The following is a 22,525-nucleotide window of genomic DNA, read 5'->3' as shown; positions in this document are numbered from 1 at the left end:
GGCGACGCTACTACGGGACAGTAAGCACCTCAATACGTCTATAGACTATTATTTTGACACAAAACGTGTCAGATTCGCCGCAATTGGATGGACGGAGGAGGAAGGGGTGGCGAAGGCCCGCGATGTGGAATCCCTGCTGTCACGCGTGTCGCGCATGCCGTTTTCGAACGCCGAGCGGCGCGTGGTCGAGTTCCTGCTGAGCATCGCCGAGTACGACATCGCCAGCCTCACCTCGGTCGAGCTTGCCGAGCGCACCCGCACCAGCCGCTCGACCATCGACCGCCTGTCCAAGCGGCTGGGCTTCGCCGGCATCAAGGAGATGCGCCGGGCCCTGCTCCAGGAGAGCAGGGCCATGCATGCGCCGGTTGCCGCGGCGCCGCGGCTGGAGCCGGCGATCATCCCCTCCGACGGCCTGGCCGAGATTGCGCTCAAGGTGTTCCACAGCGCCTCGGTGCGGGCGCTCAGGTTCGCCGAGATTCTCTCGGACCGGCCCGAGCTGGCCCAGCTCGTCGCCGCGCTGAGCGAGGCGACGAACGTCCAGGTCTTCGGGGCGGGGGCGTCGGCCGTGGTGGCGCTCGACATGCACCAGCGGCTCCTGCGCCTCGGCATCCCGATCAATTTCGCCGAGGACCATCACAACCAGATCGCCTTCGCGTCGCTGATGTCGGCCGGCGACCTGGCGATCGCGATCTCCTATTCCGGCCGCACCAAGTCGACGCTGCAGGCGGCCGAGGTCGCCCGCAGGCGCGGGGCCCGCATCGCCGCCATCCTCGGCAGCAACGGATCGCCGCTCGGGGATCTGGCGGACATCCGCATCGTCACGCCGCCGGGCGTCAGCCTGTTCGGCACCGATGCGGTGATGACGCGCATCCTGGAGATGATGTTCAACGAGGTGCTGTTCCACTGCCTCGCGCGCCGCAATCCCGCCATGCTCGACAATGTCGTGCGCATCGAGGAGACGCTGAGCGGGGAACGGATCGCGATGTGAGGCGCTCCGGCGGCGACTTCCGGCAGTTCCGGGGGGCGGTGCCGATCATGTGGCGGCTGCCGGTTCCCGGCGGCTCGCCGACTGGCCATGTCCCTGGAGCGGTCATGAATCGAGCCCTTCGATCCGGGATCGAAGGGCTCGAGGAAGGTCCGCCCCGCCGCATGCCGGCGGAGCGGATGCGGCGGGATCCGGGATCGCGTCTAGAGCAGGAAGTCGCCGGCCGTGACCGACGAGACATGGGCCAGCCGGACCTCGAAGTCGGCGCGGCCGTCTCCGTTGACGTCGCCAGAGACGAAGGTGTCGGCGCCGTGCGTCTCGGCCCGCAGCTCGCCGGCGTGATGGCTGAAGGCGTGCGTGCCGATGAAGCTGAACGCCTGGTGGCCGCTGACACCGGTGTTTGCGTCGATGCCGCTCAGGGAGATCTTGTCGCCCTGGGCATGGCTGAAGTCCGAGATGGTGTCATAGTGCCCCGGGCCGGGCCGGCTGTCGTCCAGGGTCTTGAAGACGAAGGTGTCGGCGCCGTCGCCGCCGGTGAGATAGTCGGCGCCGGCTCCCCCGATCAGCGTGTCATTGCCGCCGCGGCCGTTGATGACGTCGTGGCCGGCGCCGCCATCGATGACGTTGTTGCCGCTGTTGCCGGTCAGGCGGTTGTCCAGCGCGTTGCCCGTGCCGTTGATGTTGCCCTTGCCGGTCAGGACGAGGTCCTCGACATCGCCAAGGACATGCGCCGTATCGGCCAGGCTGAAGCCGATCGAGGAGTAGACCTTGTCGTGGCCGGTCGTGCCGGTCTCGTCGACGATGTCGCCGGCATTGTCGACATAGTAGCTGTCGTTGCCGTTGCCGCCGATCATGTGGTCGGCGCCGGTGCCGCCGACGAGCTTGTCGTGGCCGTCCCCGCCGTGCAGCGTGTCATTGCCGCCGAAGCCGTGCATGACGTCGTTGCCGGCGGTCCCGGTGAGAACATCGGCGCCGGGCGTGCCGTCCAGGCCATGGGTGCCCGCGTCGACGACATTGTGCTGCAGCATCACCTTCTGCAGGGTCGGGGAGCTTTCGAGCGCGGTGTCGTTCTGCTGCGTGCCCCAGGCATAGGCATAGTCGAAGGCCGGATTGGGCACGACGTTGTGCCAATGGTCCAGCATAGTCTGCATCTGGCTGGTCGTCGGCATCACATATTTGCCGCCGGAATCGTTGTGCCAGTCGCCGCCGCCGAATGTCTGGTAGATCGGCACGATGTTGTCGATCGGAATGCCGGACTTCACGGCCGCGGCCACGGTCCGGTCGATCATGTCGTAGTCGACGGTGGTGGTCTCCGACCGCACAGGGTAGGGGGACAGGCCGAAATAGTCGATATGGGTGTTGTCGGGGTTGAAGTTGTTGGAGAAGTCCGGGTTCTTGGACGACCCGGTGTTCATCATGGAGATGAAGGTCTTGGCGCCAGGCAGGTTGGCGTGGATCCAGTCGGATTCGGCCTTCAGGTTGTCGGCGGTCGTGTACTTGCCCCATTTGCCGGTCGGATCGGGCTCGTCCAGCAGGAAGAAGCCGTAGACCTTGGGATTGCCGATATACGGGCGGACCTTGTCGAGGAACGACTGGGTGACGCCGTCGCCTTCGTTCAGATAGACCAAGCCCTTCATGCCGGGCGGCAGCTCGTTCAGCGCCGCGACCGATTGGACGTCGGCCAGGTTGAAGCCAGCCGTATTCGCTGCGGCGGCCGAGCCGCCGGACGTGTAGTGTAGTGTTGTCAAAATCTGACCCTCTTGTGTCTTTTGATCGCTTGCAATTCATCCCCGGCCTCATGCCGGGTGGTTGCAGGTTTTCCGGTCTCCTTTGCTTTGAACTTCAATGGTATTTTTGTAGATACGACGAATCATGTACCTGCCGATTGTGGCGGTAGCTACCGTGGTTGCTGTTTGGGGCGAGAATTTGGCGAAATTTGAGATTATGTGTATCTTATTGAAAGCATTGAAAATTAATAATTTCGAAATTGATGCCAGTGTCTGTGTCGAAATTCAGTATGCACGAGTGATTCTTGTCTGGTGCACGTTATCTGGTGTCGGGCTATGTTTTCCGAAATTCGGATGCAATAGGAAATTTTGATCATTATTCCATATTTTCCCGATGTGATTTGGTAAGGGAGCTGCAGTGGATTGGCCATGGCGTGTGGCCGGTCGACTCATCCTCCCGGACGTCCGCCCGCTGCCCGATCAGGCGCGATGCCTGTCGGCTTGCCCGCCATGCGAGGCGCCGGGATTCCGATCTTGCTGCGACGCCCGCGCCCATCCTCGTGCGGAGAGGAGTGGGATAAGACACGCCCTGCGCGACGATTCCCCAGGCCCCTTGCCCCGCCGGTCTCGTGCGTTTCCGGGATTGGCGAGTTGAAAGGCAAGTCGGATATATCCGACTTGCCGGGTGTGCGCGGCCGGCGTCGCGCCTGATGCCGTCGGCCGCGGACGGAAGCTCAGAGCAGGAAGTCGCTCGCCGCCAGCGACGTGACGTGGACGAGCCGGACCTCGAAGTCGGCGCGGCCGTCTCCGTTGACGTCGCCATAGACGAAGGCGTCGCCGCCGCGCACGTCGTAGCGCAACTCGCCGGCATGATGGCTGAAGGCGTGCGTGCCGATGAAGCCGAACGCCTGGTTGCCGCTGGCGCCGGTGTTCGCGTCGACGGCGGTCAGCGAGATCTTGTCGCCCTGTGCGCGGCTGAAGTCCAGGACGGTGTCGTAGCGGCCCGCGCTGGCCTGGCTGTCCGCCGTGCTCTGGAACACGAAGGTGTCGGCGCCCGTGCCTCCGGTGAGGCGGTCCGCTCCTGCCCCGCCGGTCAGCACGTCCCGGCCGGCGCCCCCGTTGAGGGTGTCGGGACCGTCGCCGCCGAGAAGGTTGTCATTGCCGTCCCGCCCCATGATCACGTCATGGCCGGCGCCGCCGTTGAGGATGTTGTTGCCGCTGTTGCCGGTCAGGCGATTGTCCAGGGCATTGCCCGCGCCGGTGAGGTTGCCCGTGCCGGTGAGGACCAGTTCCTCGACATTGCCCATGACATGCGCCGTGTCCGCCAGGCTGAAGCTGATCGACGCATAGACCTTGTCGGCGCCGGTCGTGAGCTTCTCGTTGACGACGTCGCCGGGGTTGTCGACGTAATAGCTGTCATTGCCGATGCCGCCGACCATGTAGTCGGCCCCGGTGCCGCCGACGAGCTTGTCGTTCCCGGAGCCGCCGTAGAGCAGGTCGTGGCCGGCGCCGCCCGAGAGCGTGTCGTTTCCGGCGAGGCCCTGCATGATGTCGTCGCCGGCGGTGCCGGAGAGAACATTGTCGCCGGCCGTGCCGTTCAGGGCGTGGCTGCCGACGAGATTGTGCTTCAGCAGCACCTGCTGCAGGCTCAAGGAGCTTTCGAGGGCGGTGCCGTTTTCCTGGCTCCCCCAGGCGTAGGCGTAGTCGAAGGCCGGATTGGGCACGAGCCGGTCCCAATGATCCAGCATCTGCTGCATCTGGGCGGCCGTCGGCATCACGTATTTGCCGCCGGAGTCATTGTGCCAGTTGCCGCCGCCGAAGGTCTGCAGGATCGGCACGATGTTTTCGATCGGAATGCCGGACTTCACGGCCGCGGCCACGGTCCGGTCGATCATGTCGTAGTCGACGGTGGTGGTCTCCGACCGCACGGGGTAGGGGGACAGGCCGAAATAGTCGATATGGGTGTTGTCGGGGTTGAAGTTGTTGGAGAAGTCCGGGTTCTTGGACGACCCGGTGTTCATCATGGAGATGAAGGTCTTGGCGCCGGGCAGGTTGGCGTGGATCCAGTCGGATTCGGCCTTCAGATCGGCAGCCGTCGTGTACTTGCCCCATTTGCCGGTCGGGTCGGGCTCGTCCAGCAGGAAGAAGCCGAAGAGCTTGGGATTGCCGATATAGGGGCGGACCTTGTCGAGGAACGACTGGGTGACGCCGTCGCCTTCCTTCAGATAGACCAAGCCCTTCACGCCGGGGGGGAGCTCGTTCAGCGCCTCGACCGATTGAACATCGGCCAGGTTGAAGCCGGCCACGCGGATTTCGGCGTTGGAGCCGCCGGACGTATAATGTAATTTTGTCAAGTCTGACCCTTTATTTCTTCTGTATATTTATGTTTGCCCCCGCCTTATGTGGTGTTGTTGCAGGGATTTCAGCCTCCACGGGCAGTATTCCAGATACGGGAACGCAAGGACGACGCAAAATACCACACATCAAGAGCGTCGGGCGCAACCTGATGTTCATTTGCGGCGAGAATTTGACAGATATAGAGGTCATCCACATAATTCAAGTGGAAATATGCATCGAAAACACGCGAAAAATACGGATTTGTCGATGTTGATGTCGAGATTCGTGAGGCAATTTGGACTCAAAAATGTCTATTAAAACACCGATGATCCTTGTCTCTCGGGGATAATTTACTTGTATCTAGGGGATAGATTTTTGGACGATAAATGAACATCCGACGAACACTCGCTGTGGCTGGATGGGAAGTCGTGCCGGCGTGCGATCCGGCCCGGCCGGGTGCGTCGATCTGAGGCGCCGGTATCGCCGTCGGCGACCCGGGGGGCGGGATCTGGCCCGGCACGGCGTCCATCATTCGAAGGATGCCCCTGTCCCGGGGCTGCGCGATGATGCTTCCACGCAAGGTGGGAGTGTGGCCATGGTGGATGTGCGAATGGGGGCCCCGGCGGTCCCGCCGCTGCGGGCGTCCGGCCGGCTCGACCGGCCGCTCGCCGGCGCATCCCAGGTCCCGAAGACGCTGATTCGCATCCAGGTCCTGCGCGCGCTCGCGGCCGCAGCGGTCGCCCTGCACCATGCCCAGCACGACGCCGGCACGCTGGCTTCGCAGTTCGGCCAGTCCTTCCGGGCTTGGAACCCCATCCCCTGGAGCGCCGGCGTCGACGTCTTCTTCGTGATCTCCGGGCTGATCATGGTGCACGCCTCGCAGCCCCTGTTCGCGCAGCCGGGCGGAGCCCGGACCTTCCTCACGCGCCGGATTGCCCGGATCCTGCCGGTCTACTGGGTTGCGACCACGCTCTATATCGGGGTGGCGCTGCTGGCGCCGGCGCTTCTCAACCAGAGCTACGTCAACCCGTCCTTCGTGATCGCCTCCTACCTGTTCATTCCCGCCGCCCGGCCCGACGGCGTCGTCCAGCCGATCTACGAACTCGGCTGGACCCTCAACTACGAGATGCTGTTCTATGTGCTGTTCGCGGCAGCCATCGCGTTGCCGCTGCGGTGGGCGGCGACGGCCCTGCTCGGCACGCTGGTGACGCTGGTGGCGGTGGGCCGGCTTGCCGCCCCGCTGCCGCAACCTTTCGGGTTCTGGACCGATCCGATCCTGCTGGAGTTCGGCTTCGGCGTGGCCGTCGGTTGCCTGGTCGTCCGGGACGTGCGGCTTCCCGGCTGGGCCGGCGCGAGTCTCGCCGGCGCGGGCCTCGCCGCCCTCATGCTCGCGGCGGCCTTCACGGACGGCAGCCCGTCGCTCTCCCGGCCACTGGTCTACGGCGTGCCGGCTGCCCTCATCGTCGCGGCGGCGGCCTTGACCGTGGGCGGCAAGCCCGGCGGGCGGCTGGCGGCATGGGGCGCGGCCGCGGGCGATGCATCCTACGCCCTCTATCTGTTCCATCCTTTCGTGCTCCGTGCCACGCGTATCGCCTTCGGGCGGAGCGGCCTGGCAGCCCATCTCGGTCCCTGGGCCTATATCGCCACGGCGCTGGCGGCCTCGCTGGGCGTGGCGCTGCTCAGCTATCGCTTCTTCGAGAAGCCGCTGACGCGCCATGTCCGCCGCCTCCTCGGCGGCGACAAGGGCAGGGCGCGCCCGGCGCCCGCCATGCCGATCGCGCCCGGCAGCCTGCCCGAGCCCCGGGATTAGAGGCGGCGTCCTGTCCGGTCCGGCGACCGGGTTCGCCGCGCTGTTGCGGAGCACCGGGGGACAGGCCCGCCGGAGTTGCCGGGGGAGCGCTATCGGGGCGAGCGGACCCGAAGCGGGCTGACGTCCGCAATTCCAGCCCCCTGCCGGCGGAGGGGGATCGGCAGCGCCTCGCCGTGGCGGCCGGCGATCCGCGTGGCGATGCCGGCCCGGCCACCCCTTGCCGAGGCACGGGCCGGTGATCGCGGCTCCTTGCCGCGGACTGCCTGCCGATGGCCTCCGACCCGATGGCGATCACACGGTCCTCGATCTCCCGGACCGGGGGGCGCCGACGGCGGGCATGGCTGCGCGACGCCCCGGGGTCGAGACCGACCGGGCGACGGGCCATGGCATGCGACGGCGTGGTGAAATCCGAACGCCCGGCAGCATCCAGGCCCCGGGCGCCGACCGGAGGCGCAAAAGTATTCGCCGCTCCCCGGGGCAAGGGGAAGCGGCGCCGGTGCTGTGACGGCGGCGGCTTCGGCGGTTCCGCGCGTGCGGCCTGCCGGGCGTCCCGCGCCGGGACCGGCCTACGAAACCATCAGCGCCTCATGGCGCTTGCCGGCGACATAGCGCGCCAGGCCGTGGACGGAATCCAGATTCTCCGGCACGAGCTCGCTGTCCTCGACCGTGACGCCGAAGGTCTCCTCGATGAAGCCGATCACCTCGAGCACGCCCGTCGAATCGATGATGCCGCGGTCGAGCAGGGACGTGTCGTCCTCCAGCGCCTCCACGTCGGCGATATAGAAATTCGACAGCAGAAAATTGCGGATCTGTCCTTTGTAGGCGCCGATCGCCTCCGGTGTTGGCGTCATGGAATTCGGGCTCCGATGCAAAATTGAAGGGGTAAATCGACCTGATCCGCACTGAAATCACGACAGGGCGAGCTTGTTGAGCTTGCCGGTGTGCGTCTTCGGCAGGCTCGATGCGATGACGATGTGTTTGGGCACCATGAAGTTCTCGAGGCGTCTCTGGCACTCCTTCTGGATCTGCTTCTCGTCGACCATCCGTCCCTGTTCGATCACGACGAAGGCCTTCACGGCCTGTCCGAGGATCTCGTCGGGAATGCCGATGACCGCGGCTTCCTTGATCCCCGGTATGTCCATCAGTGCGTTCTCCACCTCCTTGGGCGCGACCTTCTCGCCGCGGGACTTGATGATCTCGTCGGCCCGGCCGACGAAATAGAGGTAGCCGTCCTCGTCCAGCCGGCAATAGTCGCCGGTGTAGAGCACCTGCTCGCCCGGCAGGGGGCCGGGCCTGAGCTTCTTGGCCGTGGCCTCCGGCTTGCCCCAATAGCCCTTCATCACCGTCGCGCCGCGGATGACGAGCTGGCCGACGACATCGGGGCCGACGCGCCTGTCCTCCTCGTCGACGATCCACAATTCCGTGTTCGGGATGGCGAGGCCGACGCTGAGCGGCTTGCGGTCGAGATCCTCCGGCGGCAGGTACGTGCAGCGCTTGCACTCGGTCAGGCCGTACATCGAGTAGATGCGCGCGCCCGGGAACAGGCCCTGCAGCATGCGGATATGCTTGAGCGGCAGGGCGGCAGCCGTGTTGGTGACGTACCGGATGCTCGAAAGGTCGAAATCCCGGAGGGATTTGAGCTCGGCGAGCGTGGCGAAGATGGTGGGCACGCCGGGAAAGCCGGTGACCCCCTCGTCCTTGACCAGGCCCAGGATCTGGGCCGGGAAGGCGAAGGAGCGTTCCAGCACCAGCCGGGCGCCGGTGCGGAACGCCATGATCATCTGGTAGAGGCCGTAGTCGAAGGCGAGGGGCAGGACATTGAGGATCACCTCGTCCTCGCGAAGGGCAAGGTAGGAGGCGATCGAGGTGGCCGCGGTCAGCATGTTGCGATGCGTCAGCATCACGCCCTTGGGATCGCCCGACGAACCGGAGGTGTAGACGATGGCGGCGAGGTCGATGTCGATGCAGCGCCTCTCCGGCGGGGTGGCGCAGCCGGCGGCGGCCTCGTCCCAGCGCACCGCCCGCGGCAAGGCCGCCAGCTCGGCATCGTTGATCGGCCCGGAGACGACCACCCGGCGCAGGGATGGGCTGGCCAGGACCGGCTCCCGGAAGACCGTGTGCAGGTGTCGGTCGGTCACGAGCGCCGCCGGCCGGCAGTCGCCCAGGAGATAGCCGAGCTTGTCGCTCTTGGTGAGCGGGTTGACGATGCACGCCACGGCGTTCGCCTTGAGGGCGGCCCAGAAGGCGACGACGGTCTCGACGGTGTTGTCGGCGAAGATCATCACCCGGTCGCCCCGCGCGACCCCGGCCGCCGCCAGGTGATGGGCGAGGGCGTCGGAGCGCGCCTCGATCTCGCCATAGGTGATGCGTCGCTTGCCGCAGACCAGGGCGACCTTCTCGCCGAGCCGGCCGGCGGAATGGGTGAGATAGTCGTGCAGGAGGGGGACGGGGCCATGCATCACGCGAAGACCTCGGATCGGTGCGTGTGATCGATATCGACGCTGAGCGTCACGGTGCGATCCGCTTCGGGGCGATTCGCGACGAACTGCTGGTGCAGGAGCTGGGTCGAGAGCACGCCGACCAGCGCCATGTTGTCGGAATTGGACAGATCGCCGTCCCCGGCATGGGTCCGGGCCTTGCCGAGCAGGCCGGCGACCGATTTCGGGTCGAAGATGTTCGCCTCGCGCAGGGCCGTCTCCGAAAGGGCCTCGGCGACATAGGCGGGGGCGGCGTCGGCAATGAAGCACAGCGCGTTCGGCGCCCGGAACGGCTGCTTCGTGCGGGTGACGATCTCGGGCGGCAGCACCGGCGCCGCCACGCGCTTGAGCACGTGCTTCTCGTCCAGCACGCGCAGCTTGTAGGCGGGAGGCAGCGAGTTGGCGAGCCTGACCACCTCCTCGTCCAGGAAGGGGAAGCGTCCCTCGACGGAGTGCGCCATCAGCATCCGGTCCCCCTGGGACGACAGGAGGTAGCCCGACAGCAGCGTCCGGATCTCCAGATACTGGTCCTGCGCCAGCGGGCTCCAGCGCGGGAACTCGGCGGGCAGGCGGCCGAGCAGCTCGGACACCGCGTCCCGGCGCGCGGACTCGGCCTGCATGTCCCTGGAGAACAGGCGCTTGACGGCGCTCGTGGTGCGCCAGCGCGGACCATGCGCGAAGCCGGGCATGTCGCAGGCCTCGAGGTCGCGCCCGAAGAACTGGCGCGCCATCGCCTGCTGGCGGACCGGCGAGCGGGTGAGGTAGGGATAGAGCCGCTCCAGGAGCCGCGCTCGGCGGGCCGAGCCGGGCTGCCGGCCCCAGAAGCGGCGGACCTTGCCCTCGCGGAACAGGTCGTAGCCCGCGAACATCTCGTCGGCGCCTTCGCCGGTCAGCACGACCTTGATGCCCCGGGCGCGCACCAGCTTGGAGAGGAGGAACAGCGGCGCGGGTGCCGTGCGCAGGATCGGGCGCTCGGTGTGGCGGACCACCTGCGGCAGGGCCTCGGCGATGTCCTGGCGCGTGACCACCAGCTCGTGGTGCTCGCTGCCGGTGGCACCGGCCATCAGGCGCTGGAAATGGGTCTCGTCATATTCGGCGTCGGCGAAGCGCAGCGAGAAGGTCTGGAAGCGCTCGCCGGCAAGGCGGCTGCCGAGCGCCGCAACCAGCGAGCTGTCCAGGCCGCCCGACAGGTAGCTGCCCACCGGAACGTCGGAGCGCACCATGCGCAGCGCCGTCGCCGCCTCCAGCGCATCGCGCACCGCCCGCACGGCATCCTCGCAGGAGCCGGTGAACGCGCCGGCCGGCTCGGAGAGCTCCGGGTAGCTCGGCCGATAATAGGCCCATTCCCGGCTGGTCCCGTTCTCATAGACGCGGACATGACCCGGCGGGATTTCCTCGATCCCCTGGAAGATTCCCTGCGGCGGCACCACCGTCCAGAACGTGAAGGTCTGGTCGAGGCCGGCCGGATCGAAGGCGCGGGGGATCGCCGCGTCCGCCGCGAAGATCGCCTTCACCTCGCTGGCGAAATAGAGGCGGCCGGCATGCTCGCAGACATGCAGCGGGCAGATGCCGGTCCGGTCGCGCGACAGCGTGAGCCGGCGGGCGGTCGCGTCCCAGATCGCCAGGGCCCACTGCCCGCGCAGGCGCTCGAAGGCCGTCTTGCCCCAGGCGCGATAGGCATGGACGATGACCTCGGTGTCGCTGCGGGTGCGGAAGCGGTGGCCGAGGGCGACGAGTTGGTCGCGCAGCTCGACATAGTTGAAGATCTCGCCGTTGAACACGATCCAGGTCGCGCCGTCCGTGTCGGCGAGCGGCTGTTGGCCGCCCGCCAGGTCGATGATCGACAGGCGGGCATGGGCGAGGCCGGCGTGCTCGTCGCGATAGAGCCCCTGCTCGTCCGGCCCGCGATGGGCCAGCGCGCCTGCCATGCGCAGCAGCGCCTGCCGCGACGGACGCGCCGCGGCAGGGCTCAGCGCTAGGATTCCAGCGATGCCGCACATGCCGCCTGGTCCTCGATCGATGGGGTGACGGGCAGCGGCCGCGCATGCAGGTAGCGCGCCGCGCGGCGCTTGGCGTTGATGTCGTTGAAGACCCTCTGCACCTGGTCCGGGGTGAGATCGGTCGCCGCCGCGACCTCGTCGACGGGAACGCCGTGGTTGGCGGCGTAGAGGCACAGATCCATCAGCCGATAGGGCAGGGCGAAATAGAACTCCTCCTGGCTCTGCGGCATGGAGAAGGTGTCCGTCGTCGGTGGTCTTCGCCGGATCTCCTCGTCGACGCCGAGATGCTCCGCCAACTGGTAGACCTGGGTCTTGTAGAGATGGGCGATCGGGATCACGTCCGCCGTCCCGTCGCCCTGCTTCACGAAGAAGCCCTGGTCGAACTCCAGCAGGTTCGGGGTGCCGACCACCGCATGGTTCAGCCGGTCGGCGTGATAGTATTCCGTCATCTTGCGCACGCGCTGCTTGTAGTTGGTCGCGGCGACGATCTGCAGATAGGCGGCGGGCGGCAGGCGCACCGTCCGCGACCCGCCATCCGGGCTCTGGACGGTGAGGCGGGTGATGTTGAGGCCGGCGCTCGCCAGGACGGAGGGGAGCACCAGCTTGCATTTCCAGCCGTCGCCGTAGTCGGGCACGACGGTCCGGATGGCCTCGACCTGCCGGCGGTAGCAGCCGAGCCCGGCGAGGGCGTCCGTGATGTCCTCCAGCACGGCGTCGATGCCCAGCTGCGCGGCAATGGCGCGGCCGAGCCGCAGGGAGTCGTCGGAGGAATGGCGCTCCGGCATGAACAGGCCCAGCACCTTGTCCGGTCCGAAGGCGCGCGCGCACAGCGCCGCGACCACCGAGCTGTCGATGCCGCCGGACAGGCCGACGACGGCCCCGCGCCGCCGCAGGGTGCCGAGGACCTGCCGGCGCAGGGCCTCGACGATCCGCTCGACCTCGGCGGCGGCATCGAGCTTCAGCGCGTCCCGGTGGAAGCGCGGCCCTATCGGGCTGAAGCGCGGCGGCGCCGAATGCATCTGGGCTTGAGGAACTGGCATGGGCCGAGGGCGTCCTGCGTGAGGGGCGATGAGGGTCAGGCTCCGGCGACGAGGCCGCCGTCGGCGAGGTCGGGCGCAGGCGGCGTCTCCTCCCGCCTGCGCGGCTGCGGCGAGGCGAGGCTCCGCCTCACCGCCTTCTCGATCAGGGGATGGTTCGTGGCCAGGTGCGGCTCCATCACCAGGTCGGTGTGGCCGCCCGCGATCGGGACGATGTCCAGGCCGGCGAGGGCCTTGTCCCATCCGAGAGCCTGCGGCATGCCCTTGCGGGCACAACGGAACAGGGTGCCGGAGAGAGGCAGCGTCGGCTTCGGGGCGGCCAGCCAGGCGAAGAAGGCCTTCGCCCGCAGCACTTCCTGCAGTTCCAGCTTGATCCTGAAGCAGGTGGCGTTGAACTGCCCCTTGGCGTGGCGGTCGACCCAGCCCGCAAGGCGCGCCTGGCAGCCGAGAGCGACGGTGACCTTTGCCAGGGCGCGGCAGGCCATCCTGGTGGCGGTGACGCGATTGGAGCGGATGCGGTAGACCGTGCGGACCACCGTTTCCAGATAGGCGCTACGCTCCCCGAGCAGGCTGGTGTCGAGGAGGCCCAGGAACCGGATGGGGCGCCCGGCCGCCAGCAGCAGCGCCGCGACCTCGAAGGCGACGGCGCCGCCGAGGGAATGGCCGAGCAGCAGCACGGGGCCGCCGGGCTGATGGCGAAGCACCTGGGCGAGCCCGGCCGTCGCCATGGCGGCGAGCGTGTCCTGCCCGCTGAGGATCAACTGGAGGTTGGGGTAGCGGATCGGAACCACCCGCGCCACCCTGCCGAGGCCGGTCGCGAAGGCCGCCATGCTGGGGCCGTAGCCGACCGAGCCCGGGAACAGGAAGAGGATGGGGGGCTCGTCGGCCGGCGGGGGCTCGACGGCCCGGTCCGTTTTGTCGACGGCCGTCGCGACCTGGCGAAGCGATGCCGCGCCCCCGGCCTCGGCGGCAGCCGACACCGCTTGCGGGAAGGCGCGCTCCTCCGCCCCCATGGCCGAAAGCCCGGCCTTCCCGCCCGGTTCGAGAGGGGGCTCGGCGATCATCGGCGGCCCCGGGACCTGATCCGGGGCGTCGGGGGCACGAAGGGCGACGGTCGGTTGGCAATCCGTCGGCAAATCCTGATCCACAGTTGCTGGTTGGAGATGCGCTTGGGCCATGGGACACCCACGCTGAGGGTCGCCGACCTTTATCGCCGCCGGCAGTTTCCCTTGCATCATCCATTCGAAGGATGCGCTCGCTTTCCGTTCCGGCATGCAAGCTTCCCCCGCAAGGGAAGCCGGAGGGGACAAGTCCCGCCCGCCCGCTCCGGCGAGGCTCGGTGGCCGGAATTGGCATGTTCCTCCGTGTCGGCAAGGCTCCGCAGCTGCGGAGGGATCGTCGGCCGCCCGTCGGCCCGGGCCCTCGGACCGGCACTCCGCGGCGTGCCGCCCCGGCTGCGGGGCGGCGTGGACCGGGTGGGGCAAGGAGCCCGGCTCGCCTCAGGCGGTTTCGGCGGACGATGGCTTGCGGGCTACGACGATGACATGTTGGGCCAGCCATGCCGGCGCCCTGAGTGTCCTGCACAAGGTCTCCACCGGCTGAATCAGGGCTTCGCAGAGCCTTGGCAGAAAATGCCCGGGCCTGGGAAGGTAGCCGTAGGCGTGAACGGCCTCGATGCTGAAGCCGGAGGCGCGCAGGAGCCTGGCAAAGGCCGCCGGACTCGCCGTGTGCGCCACCGTCCTGCCCGTGAGAACGTTGACAAGCCTGTAGAACAGTCCCGCCGGCGAGGTCGAGGTCATGTGGATGTCGCATATCAGGACGCCGTCGGGGCGCAGGTGCTGATGGATGGACCGCAGGGCCTCCCGCCTGAGCGAGTCCTGAGCATTGAGGAAGAAGCGGAAGGCCGTCGCCACGTCGAACGTCCTGTCGAGGTGTTGTCTCGTGAGATCCACCAGGAACAGCTCGACATTGGCGCGCGGCTGTACGCATGCCAGCATGGCTTCCGAGACATCGACACCGACGGCCGTGCCGAAGAGGCCGGCGGACACGCTCAGGATACGCCCTGTTCCGCATGCAAAATCGAGGCAGCTTCTGTCCCGCCCTCCGACCCGCTTCAGAATTTTCTCCAGCAGGGGCCGTTCGATTTTTGCCCAGAGAGCGGCATAGTACCCCGTTTGGTACGTCTTGTTGTAGTGTGCGCCATAGCCGTCCGACTGGTGGCACGTGCGGTAATCATAGTCGTGCGGATCACCGGCTCGCGGCAGGCGTCGCGTCATGGGGATTGCCGCGGGGGCTGCCTCGGCTTCGCCCGGATTGCTTCCCCGCCATGCCGGCCGCGCCGCGTGCGGCGGAGAAGACGATGGCACCCGGGCCGGAGCCCACCCTCGGGCTCGCGCAAGCTCTTTCGCTTCGTTCATGGTCGGTTGCCTTTCCAATCGGATGGGTGGTGCCGGCGCTCCTTGCCGGCCCGCTTGCGGAAGCGTCGGCGGCGTCATTTCGGCGCACGCTCCGGGCGGGTGACCCGCGGCGGCATCGAGCCGGCCGGATGGAACGCACGGCTGGTGGAGCGCCCCTCCTGCGTGCGAGATGCGGGCGCGGGTTCGGTGTTCGCCGGCCGGGGCGTGACGATCCCGCCCAGCGTTGCCGGGGATGTTCGGGCTCGGCGCCGGCGAACAGCGCAGCTCGTCGTCGGGCTGCGCGTCGCCGCTGTTGACGGGCGCCGGCTCGGCCCTCTGCCGTTCGTGGCCTGGGATGGGCAGCAGAAGGGTGACGGCCCGGCCGCCTGCATGTTCCAGCAGAGCGCGGACGGCATGAATCCTCCAGGCACCGGACGTCGCCGCGTGGGCGATGCCCGCAAATGCCCCCCAAGCGTCGCAGGATAGGGCGTCATCCGGCGGCCGCATCATGCAAATGAAGGGCGCGGATCCCTCGGAACTGAGCTATTTCGGAACGTTTCACGAACAAAGGGAGGTTCGCCGTGGGCATTGGCGACCTGTCGCTTGCGGCTGCCTTGAAGTCCGGGCGCCTTGAGGAGTTCATCCGGCAGGAAGAGGCGCGCGGCGTCCGGGCCATCGAGCGGGCCGATTGGGAGGCCGCCCTCGCCAAGCTGCTTCAAGATCCCAAGCAGATCGGCAATCCACCGCAAGTTCCGACAAGAAACAAGAGTTCGACGAATAAGATTCGATAGGTTTTGCTATTTTTAGTCAAAAATTTGTCATATAAAGGGACAGGCGAAGTATCAGAGCGGACCATTTCATGAAAGAACCTGGCGTTTCGACCGATGACCCTATGGCAACAGATCGGTTGGCTGTGACCGCAAGTGGGCAGAATTGTACCAAATTTTACACGATCGGTTGCGGCATGGCGGCTGGTTGCTGCGAGTGACGCCCATACCGTCATGGTTGTTTGTAATTCTTCCCGGTATAATTCCGAGATTTATTCCAACGACTTGTAATAAAATTTCCCGCATGCACGGAGTATTTGACTATCATCTGTCGTATACCAGTTTGGTTTCGTCGTATTTTATTGAATGATCTTTGATGTATTCGAAGGTAATTCAATCAGACGTGTGATATCCCTGTTCATGCGCCATGCGGTCTTATAGGTTACCCCCAGGATTTGTTGCAGATTTCGGATTGAGATATTGCCGCCAGTGCTGATTATAATAAAGATGAGGTAGAACCATACCCGAAGGGGAGTTTGGCTGTTTTCCAGAATCGTTCCTGTGCATGGGTAGAAATGATGTCCGCAATTGGTGCAAACAAAAGCACGTCGCCCTGTAATTTTGTGAAAAATTTCTTTGCGATGGCATGATTCGCAAACAAAATTATCCTTAATTCGCAGCTTCATGATTTGATCTAAGCAGGAGTTATCGTTCGGGAAGCGATCAAAAAACTGTCGGACGGAGATTTTATCGATGGTCATGATAGCCTCCCTTCTCCGTTTTCTCGTGTCTTGTACATTCCTTGCTTCACGGGGATAGTTTCTTAAAAATTCTTTGACAGGCACTGTGTCAAGTGAATATATTTGCTGGCAAAATTGGTCGTCGAAAATCGGTGCCAACATGCAGCGGGAGGGACGGGCGCCCCCTTCTGATGCACGGTATTGCGACGTTTGAGGATGGTAACAATGGGTATCGAGATCATTCGGGGCGCCGGTTTTTCTTTATTTTCTGACGGTCCGGACATTGAGGGCCTGGATTGTCTGGACGACAATGCCGATATGGAGGCTGGTCGCCGGCCTTCGTCGCCGACGACGATTGCGATCATCGAAAAGCGCCCCATGGCTGGGGAGTGCCTGTCCCGGTCGATCTGCGAAATCGAGCCGGGCTACGCGGTCTATGTTTATTCGAGTCTTCGGGCGTGGCATCAATCGGCGGCCTTTTCCCGTTCCTCGCTGGTTCTTCTCTGCGCGTCACGCACCGGCAGCACCGAGGCTGAGGCGGTCGAGCTCGAGCGAGAGTTGGATCTGCTGCGGCTTCTCGGCGTCCAGGTCCCGACCGCCGTTCTCGCGGATTGCGAGGATGCGAGCTACATATCGAGGCTGATCGAGCGCGGCGTCCGTTGCTACATCTCCAGCAATCTCTCTGTCTATATGGCCGTGAGGTCCATGCAGTTTGCGATCGATGGTGGGATTTCCATTCCGTCCGCCAGCCTCCTGTCCATCCTGAAGTCGCAAATGTCTTCGAAGGTGCTGGGTATCGACGATGAACTTGACTCGTTTACCTCCCGGCAAAGAGAAATAATCAAGGCTATACAGCAGGGTAAGCAGAATAAAGAGATCGCTCACGATCTTAGCATGAGTGAAGGTACCGTCAAGGTTCATGTGCACAATATCATGCGCAAGCTCAAGGCCAAGAACAGGACGGAAGTTGCCATTCGCCTGAAAGGCGGCGTTTTCGACTGACGTCATCGGGTTTGCTGCGAGCATCCGAGCGCCCCTCCGGTCCGACTGGCCGGAACGCGGGGCGTCTTGGTGTGTGATGTCATGAGCCGATGCTGACACCGTGGGCGGCTCCATCCGCATGGCGTGCGTGGCTCTCGGCCCCAGCCGGAGACGTGCCGCCTGTTTGCCCGGGGGCGAAATGAGCGGAGCGCCTGTTCGGGCCTCGGCGATGTCGCGAGGCATCCCCGCCAGGCCGCCGTCCCGGGCCTGCGATACCGGCATGCCGGCGGCGGCGCGGCGCACCATCTCCGGTCATGGCCCTGCCGGAAGCAGCGGGCGGATGCGGCGGCTGGAGCAAAGCGTGTTTTGGTCGAAACCGCTTTGCTCCAGCTCCTCGTTTCGACCGGTCTTTGCGACTCGACGCAATCCGTCAAATCGCAAAGCGCTCCAGGGCGCGCGCTCGGATATGGTTTGGAAGCGAGATGAGGCCAAAAGCGCTCGCGTCTCGCCCGAAACCATATCCGATCACACGCCCTGGACCTCGCCCGGGTTCGGGGCCGACCCTGCCCTGGTCGGAACATGGGCGGGCAGGAACGGCGCCAGCAGGCCGGGGACCAGCTGCAGGCGGCGATGGATGACGATCGCCATGCCGATGTTCCAGGCGGCTTGCGTTGCGACCGTGACCACGGCCGCGCCGACCGCCCCGGAGGAGCCGATGACCAGGGCGCAGCCGCCGACATTCGCCGCCGCGCCGGCCGACAGCAGCAGGGCGGCCATCTTCTCGTGACCGACCATGGTCATGAGAGTCTGCTGCGGTCCGTTCGCGGCTGCGAACAGCCGGCCGACCACCAGGATGCAGATCAGCGGGACGCCGCCCGCGAAGTCCTTGCCGAACCAGTGCAGCAGAGGTCCGGCCATCAGCAGCAGCGGTATCCCGAGCCCGGCCGCTCCCAGCAGGGTGAGGACGGCCGACCGGGTGAACAGGGCCTGCAGGCCGGCCCTGTCTCCCCGGGCGTAGAGATCGGACACGGTCGGAGCGAACATGGTGTTCACCGCGACCTGGGGCAGGGCGACGAGCGCGGCCATGTTGAAGGCCAGGGCGAAAACGCCGGCGCCCTTGGCGTCTCCGCTCATGCCGAGCATGATCACGCCGGCCCGGTTCATCAGGATGTCGGCTCCGGCAAAGATCATCAGCGGCAGGACCGACGGCAGCCAGTCCGACGGGGCATAGGCCGGTTCGGCCATTCGGATCCGGGGCGGCATCAGCCGGCGGGCCAGGACGATGACGAGGACGAGCGTCAGGGCCGAGCTGATCAGCAGGGCTCCCATCGCCAGGGTGGCGTCGCGCGGCCACAGGTTCCACCAGGCGACCGCGACGACGATGACCATGAACAGTCCGTCCCTGACGACGCGTTCGGGCGCCAGCGCCGTGACCACGCCGCCGAAGGTCCGCAGCATCGACATGCCGATCATGTAGAGCGCAACCAGCGGCACCGTGGCGATGCCGATGAGGAAGGTGTTGGAAAGCTCGATGTCCAGGGGCTCGGGCCAGCCCAGCACGATCACGGCGCTGGCGAGGGCGGCGGCCACCGACACCGCGAGCACCCGCCGGCAGGCATAGCTGATGACGCCGCGCGCGAGCGGCCAGTTCTCCTTGGCCTGGTAGGCGGGCACGAAGCGCATCAGCGACACGTTGAAGCCCAGGGTCGCGGCGTAGGCCAGCAGGGAAGCCCAGACGAGGACGTAGGAGTAGACGCCGTAGCTGTCGGCGCCGATGCAGCGGGCGATGACGAGCTGGGTCAGGTAGGTCAGGCCGGCGCCGACGATATAGATCAGGAAGGCGACGAGGCTGGCCCGGGTGAGGCGCCGGCTGAGGGCCTCCCTCTCGGGCTGGGCCGGCTCCAGGGCGTCGCCGCCCCGACCGCTGGGCCCGCTCTCTTCGTCGACGGGCGGGATGCGGCCGAGCCGGCCCGCGACGCCGCGGCGGTCGCGTTCATCGGCCTCCCCGAAGGCCGGCTCCGACGTTCTCGGCTGAGTGTCGCCGTCGATCGACCGCGAGCGGGTCGATGCGCGCACCGGCTGCACAGTTGCGCGCTCAGGTCCCAGGACCAGGCTCGGTCCGGACGTCGGATTGCCGATCTTCATCGATTTACCTGTGAGGCATGCGGCGCCTGGGCGGCGGACGGAGGGGGATGCAACCACGTCGCGTCATGGGAAAAAGGGCCGGACTGGGACTTGCGATCCTGGGTTCTCCGCTCCAGCGCCGGCAAGACCTTGAGCACCACCCGATCGACGACATCGGCCAGCTCCTGGCGATCGAGGTTGCTGACATCCATGATCGGCCAGTTCGCCTGGTGCACCAGCGCGGCGACCTCGTCGGTGATGTCGGCCTGTTTCAGGCTGTCTTCGACATGCAGGTCCAGAAGGCGTCCGAGCAGCCGCTGCGCCTCGTGGCGCGCGACGAGGCGGGGCCTTAGCGCTTCCTTGGGCACCTGCAGGCGAATGAGCAGATCCGGCTTCGGCAGCAGGGCGAGGCAGGCGCGCACCGTGTCGGGGGCCGAGTTCCGCGCCAGCAGCGCGAGGGAGCACAGGGCCTGGACGAACCCCTCCTCGAACACGAAGACGGCGCCCGACCCCCGGGCCTCGGTCCAGGCCTGGGCGAGATGGACAAGGTCGATCCTCAGGCGCACCGACCAGAGCATGCTCTTCGGCTTGATGGCGTTCAGGAGCGAGGATGCGATCTCGGCTTCCCGGGAATCGGCGAACAGGGTGGCGGCCGCGGTGGAGATTTTCGTCAGGATCCGGCTGAGGGGGTGGCGGATCTCCGGGCCGGACGTGAAGGGCGGATGATGCGCCAGCCGGGCGCCGTCCACCTTCCTGACCGCGATCCCCCGCTCCGCCAGGGCGAGCCCCAGCGCGCGGCCGAGCGTACTCTTGCCGGCTGCCGGTGGACCGACGAGTTCGATGATCATTGCACTCTCTCCAAGATGCGGGGGAGATCCCGCCGCCGGCGGGATGTGACTGGGTCGGGCGGAGGCCTTCCGCGTCAGGTCCTCAGCACATGCTCCGCGTCGTCGCCTCGGCGGTCGCGGAGATGTCGCCTGAGGTTGACCCGTGTCAGAACGGCGTTGAAGCGGGCGGTGCTGCCGAGCTCGGAGGAGGTCCCCGACGTCAGGACCTGCAGGCCGGAGAGCGCCACGTCGCGGCTGGTGCTCGCCCAGCGCACCGCAAACAGAACCTCGTCCACCTGCGCCGCCAGCAGCCGCGTCTCCGGGGCCCCGAGAGCGGTGGGACCGTCGATGATGATGCAGTCGTAGATCTCGCGCAGCTGGCGCAGCAGCGCCGAAGCCTGCCTGCCGGCCAGGGCCGAGGGAAGGCCGGAATGGAACCGCGGCGCGGGCAGATAGTCGAGCCCGAGCGAGGGAATGCGGCCGATGGCGTCCGTGGCCGGACGGCCTCGCGACAGCACGTCGGCGAGATCGGCGGCCGGCGGGACGCGCGTCTCGGCCATGCCGGTCGGCGCGCGCGGACCGAGCTCGATGAGCAGCGCGCGCCAGCCCAGCTGCGCCGCCGCCACGCTCAGGCTCAGCGCGAGCTCCGTCTTGCCTTCGCCGGGGAGGGCCGAGCTTACCAGGACCATGCTCGAGGTCCGGTGCGGAGAGGGCAGGGGCAGGGTCGCCACCAGCACTGCGCGAATCGCCTTGGCATAGGGCGTGGCCGGGCGATCGACGAGATGGCGATACAGGTTGGCCTTCTGACGGCGCGGCGCGTTCGGCACCAGGCCGGCGCAGGGGATGCCGAGCGCCTCCGCCACCTCCTTGCGTGTACGCAGGCGCCTGTCGAGGCTGTCGAGGCCGACGGCGAGCATGCAACCGGCGATGCCGAACGCGACCAGCGCCGGCGGGATCAGGAACAGAGGATGGAGCGAGGTCGGCCACACCGGCGGGGCGGCCAGGGCAAGGACCTGCACGTCCGAGCCGCCGAGCTGAAGCCGCTCGTTGGTGTCCTGCTGGCGGCGCAGCAGCGTGTCGAGCAGCTGCGACGCCGCCGAGGCCTGCTGCTCGAGCGCCCGCAGGCCCGACTGCTGCGCGGCGATCGTGGCCCCCGACGTCTTGAGCAGGTCCATTCGCTCCTCGATCGAACGGACCTGGGCCTGATCGGCGCGGCCTTCGCCGTCGAGCTGCTGCAGCGCGCGATCGATCTCCTGGTCGACGGAGCGGCGCAGCTCGGCCTGCTGGCTGCTGCCGGCCGCACCCGCTTCGAGACGGACGAGCTTCGACAGGGTCGGGGAGCCGATGACGTCCGCCAAGGCCTGCGAGGCCGCGCCGGCGCGGCGCATCTCGCGGATCTTGGCAAGATGCGCCTGGGCGGCGGCGGCATCCGCCTTGGCGGTAGAGAGCTGCCAGCTCGTCTGCGCGATCTGCCGGTTGATCTCGTCGGCGGCTCCGACGGCGACGCCGCCATGGGCGACCCGGTAGGTCTGGACCGCCTCCTCGGCACGCGCCATCTCCTGCTGCACCTCCGGGATGCGCTGGTCCAGCCATTTCAGGGTCCGGGCGGCCTCCGCCCGCCGCTGCTCGGTCTGCGCCTCGGCATAGAGGCGGACCACCGCGTTCGCCACCGCCGCCGCCTTCCGGGGATTGGAATCCGGATAGGCCACGGTGATGACGCCGGAGCGGCGTTCCTGATGGACGTTCAGGACCTGCTGCAGCCTGACCAGTTCCTTGGTTTCCCGCCTGGCGGTCTCGGCATCGGCGCCGGTGACCGGATCGCGCCGGACGAGGTCGGCGAGGCGCGAGAAGGCGGCGAGGATCTCGGCGCGCAGGGTCTGCGTCCATGACGGCGGACCCGCGGCCGCCGGCGGATTCACGTCGGGATCACCCGCCAGGGAGGTCAGGACGGTCCGCAGGTAGGATTCGGAGGTGAGCATCGTCAGGTGATTGTCCATGGCCGCTTCTTCCATGGCCTGCGAGCTCGTCGCGGCGTTGCCGCTCTGGAACGTCCTGAGGTCCACCGCGATCTGCGCCGTTGCGGTGTAGGTCGGCGGCATCATCGCGGCGGCCAGCCCTGCCACGCCCAGCCCCAGGAGCATCGCGCTCAGGACCAGCCCCTTGCGCCGGCGCAGCGCCTGCACGATCCGCCGAAAGGACAGCGCGGCCTCGGCCTCGCCGCTGCCTGGCCGGGAGGCTTCGAATCGCGGGTCGCTCGGCAGCGACTCGACACGTGGGGCAACCCGGATGATTTCCATTCTCGTATCTGCTCTTGCTT

At 66.7% G+C, this 22,525-nt stretch carries 16 protein-coding genes; 4 read left to right on the top strand and 12 right to left on the bottom strand.

Translation table 11 applies throughout. From position 1 onward, the window contains the following. Positions 1 to 106 precede the first annotated feature (106 nt). Positions 107 to 988: a MurR/RpiR family transcriptional regulator gene (locus AC27L4_RS27855; protein ID WP_487145871.1), complete on the top strand. Its 882-nt coding sequence runs from the start codon at positions 107 to 109 to the stop codon at positions 986 to 988. 200 nt (positions 989 to 1,188) lie between these two features. Here AC27L4_RS27855 and AC27L4_RS27850 read toward each other — a convergent pair whose 3' ends face one another. Continuing rightward, positions 1,189 to 2,733: a calcium-binding protein gene (locus AC27L4_RS27850; protein ID WP_487145870.1), complete on the bottom strand. Its 1,545-nt coding sequence runs from the start codon at positions 2,731 to 2,733 to the stop codon at positions 1,189 to 1,191. Positions 2,734 to 3,446: 713 nt separating this feature from the next. Then, the gene (locus AC27L4_RS27845; protein ID WP_487145869.1) at positions 3,447 to 5,066 is read right to left on the bottom strand and encodes a calcium-binding protein; all 1,620 of its coding nucleotides are present in this window, start codon (positions 5,064 to 5,066) and stop codon (positions 3,447 to 3,449) included. Between the two features lie 578 nt (positions 5,067 to 5,644). On the opposite strand from AC27L4_RS27845, the gene AC27L4_RS27840 reads away from it, so the two are divergent. Then, positions 5,645 to 6,859: an acyltransferase family protein gene (locus tag AC27L4_RS27840; protein WP_487145868.1), complete on the top strand. Its 1,215-nt coding sequence runs from the start codon at positions 5,645 to 5,647 to the stop codon at positions 6,857 to 6,859. Positions 6,860 to 7,425: 566 nt separating this feature from the next. Here the strand turns inward: AC27L4_RS27840 and AC27L4_RS27835 are convergent. The 6 genes from AC27L4_RS27835 to AC27L4_RS27810 all read right to left on the bottom strand — a co-directional run bounded on the left by AC27L4_RS27835 (position 7,426) and on the right by AC27L4_RS27810 (position 14,649). Beyond that, complete coding sequence (locus AC27L4_RS27835) at positions 7,426 to 7,710, bottom strand: acyl carrier protein (RefSeq protein ID WP_487145867.1); 285 nt, start codon at positions 7,708 to 7,710, stop codon at positions 7,426 to 7,428. A gap of 57 nt (positions 7,711 to 7,767) precedes the next feature. Then, positions 7,768 to 9,318, bottom strand: coding sequence for a class I adenylate-forming enzyme family protein (locus AC27L4_RS27830; RefSeq protein WP_487145866.1), 1,551 nt, complete (start codon positions 9,316 to 9,318; stop codon positions 7,768 to 7,770). Next, a complete protein-coding gene (gene asnB, locus AC27L4_RS27825; protein WP_487145865.1) occupies positions 9,318 to 11,336 on the bottom strand; it encodes an asparagine synthase (glutamine-hydrolyzing) in 2,019 nt (672 codons plus the stop codon). Before asnB ends, AC27L4_RS27830 begins: the two co-directional genes overlap by 1 nt. Continuing rightward, entirely contained in the window at positions 11,312 to 12,355 is a 1,044-nt protein-coding gene (gene nadE, locus AC27L4_RS27820) for an NAD(+) synthase (RefSeq protein WP_487146063.1), read from the bottom strand. The genes asnB and nadE overlap by 25 nt, the downstream gene beginning before the upstream one ends. Before the next feature lie 56 nt (positions 12,356 to 12,411). After that, entirely contained in the window at positions 12,412 to 13,437 is a 1,026-nt protein-coding gene (locus tag AC27L4_RS27815; RefSeq protein WP_487145864.1) for an alpha/beta fold hydrolase, read from the bottom strand. A gap of 435 nt (positions 13,438 to 13,872) precedes the next feature. Continuing rightward, on the bottom strand, positions 13,873 to 14,649 hold the full coding sequence (locus AC27L4_RS27810; protein ID WP_487145863.1) for a class I SAM-dependent DNA methyltransferase: 777 nt from the start codon (positions 14,647 to 14,649) through the stop codon (positions 13,873 to 13,875). Positions 14,650 to 15,350: 701 nt separating this feature from the next. Here AC27L4_RS27810 and AC27L4_RS27805 point away from each other — a divergent pair. Next, positions 15,351 to 15,560 (top strand): hypothetical protein, encoded by a 210-nt coding sequence (locus AC27L4_RS27805; RefSeq protein WP_487145862.1) that lies wholly within the window; start codon positions 15,351 to 15,353, stop codon positions 15,558 to 15,560. Positions 15,561 to 15,895: 335 nt separating this feature from the next. Here the strand turns inward: AC27L4_RS27805 and AC27L4_RS27800 are convergent, their stop codons facing one another. Continuing rightward, entirely contained in the window at positions 15,896 to 16,297 is a 402-nt protein-coding gene (locus tag AC27L4_RS27800; protein WP_487145861.1) for a transposase, read from the bottom strand. Positions 16,298 to 16,501: 204 nt separating this feature from the next. Between AC27L4_RS27800 and AC27L4_RS27795 the strand changes: the two genes are divergently transcribed. Further along, positions 16,502 to 17,278 (top strand): response regulator transcription factor, encoded by a 777-nt coding sequence (locus tag AC27L4_RS27795; protein WP_487145860.1) that lies wholly within the window; start codon positions 16,502 to 16,504, stop codon positions 17,276 to 17,278. A gap of 504 nt (positions 17,279 to 17,782) precedes the next feature. On the opposite strand, the gene AC27L4_RS27790 is transcribed toward AC27L4_RS27795, so the two are convergent. The 3 genes from AC27L4_RS27790 to AC27L4_RS27780 form a co-directional block, all read right to left on the bottom strand. Next, the gene (locus AC27L4_RS27790; RefSeq protein WP_487145859.1) at positions 17,783 to 19,333 is read right to left on the bottom strand and encodes a lipopolysaccharide biosynthesis protein; all 1,551 of its coding nucleotides are present in this window, start codon (positions 19,331 to 19,333) and stop codon (positions 17,783 to 17,785) included. Between the two features lie 65 nt (positions 19,334 to 19,398). Continuing rightward, positions 19,399 to 20,229, bottom strand: a complete 831-nt coding sequence (locus AC27L4_RS27785) for a nucleoside/nucleotide kinase family protein (protein ID WP_487145858.1) — start codon at positions 20,227 to 20,229, stop codon at positions 19,399 to 19,401. A gap of 74 nt (positions 20,230 to 20,303) precedes the next feature. Beyond that, complete coding sequence (locus AC27L4_RS27780) at positions 20,304 to 22,505, bottom strand: GumC family protein (protein WP_487145857.1); 2,202 nt, start codon at positions 22,503 to 22,505, stop codon at positions 20,304 to 20,306. Positions 22,506 to 22,525 lie beyond the last annotated feature (20 nt).

This window comes from Labrys sp. Lb11, assembly GCF_057554225.1.
Note: the sequence above shows the minus strand (reverse complement) of the source record. Positions and strands in the feature narration are given on the sequence as shown.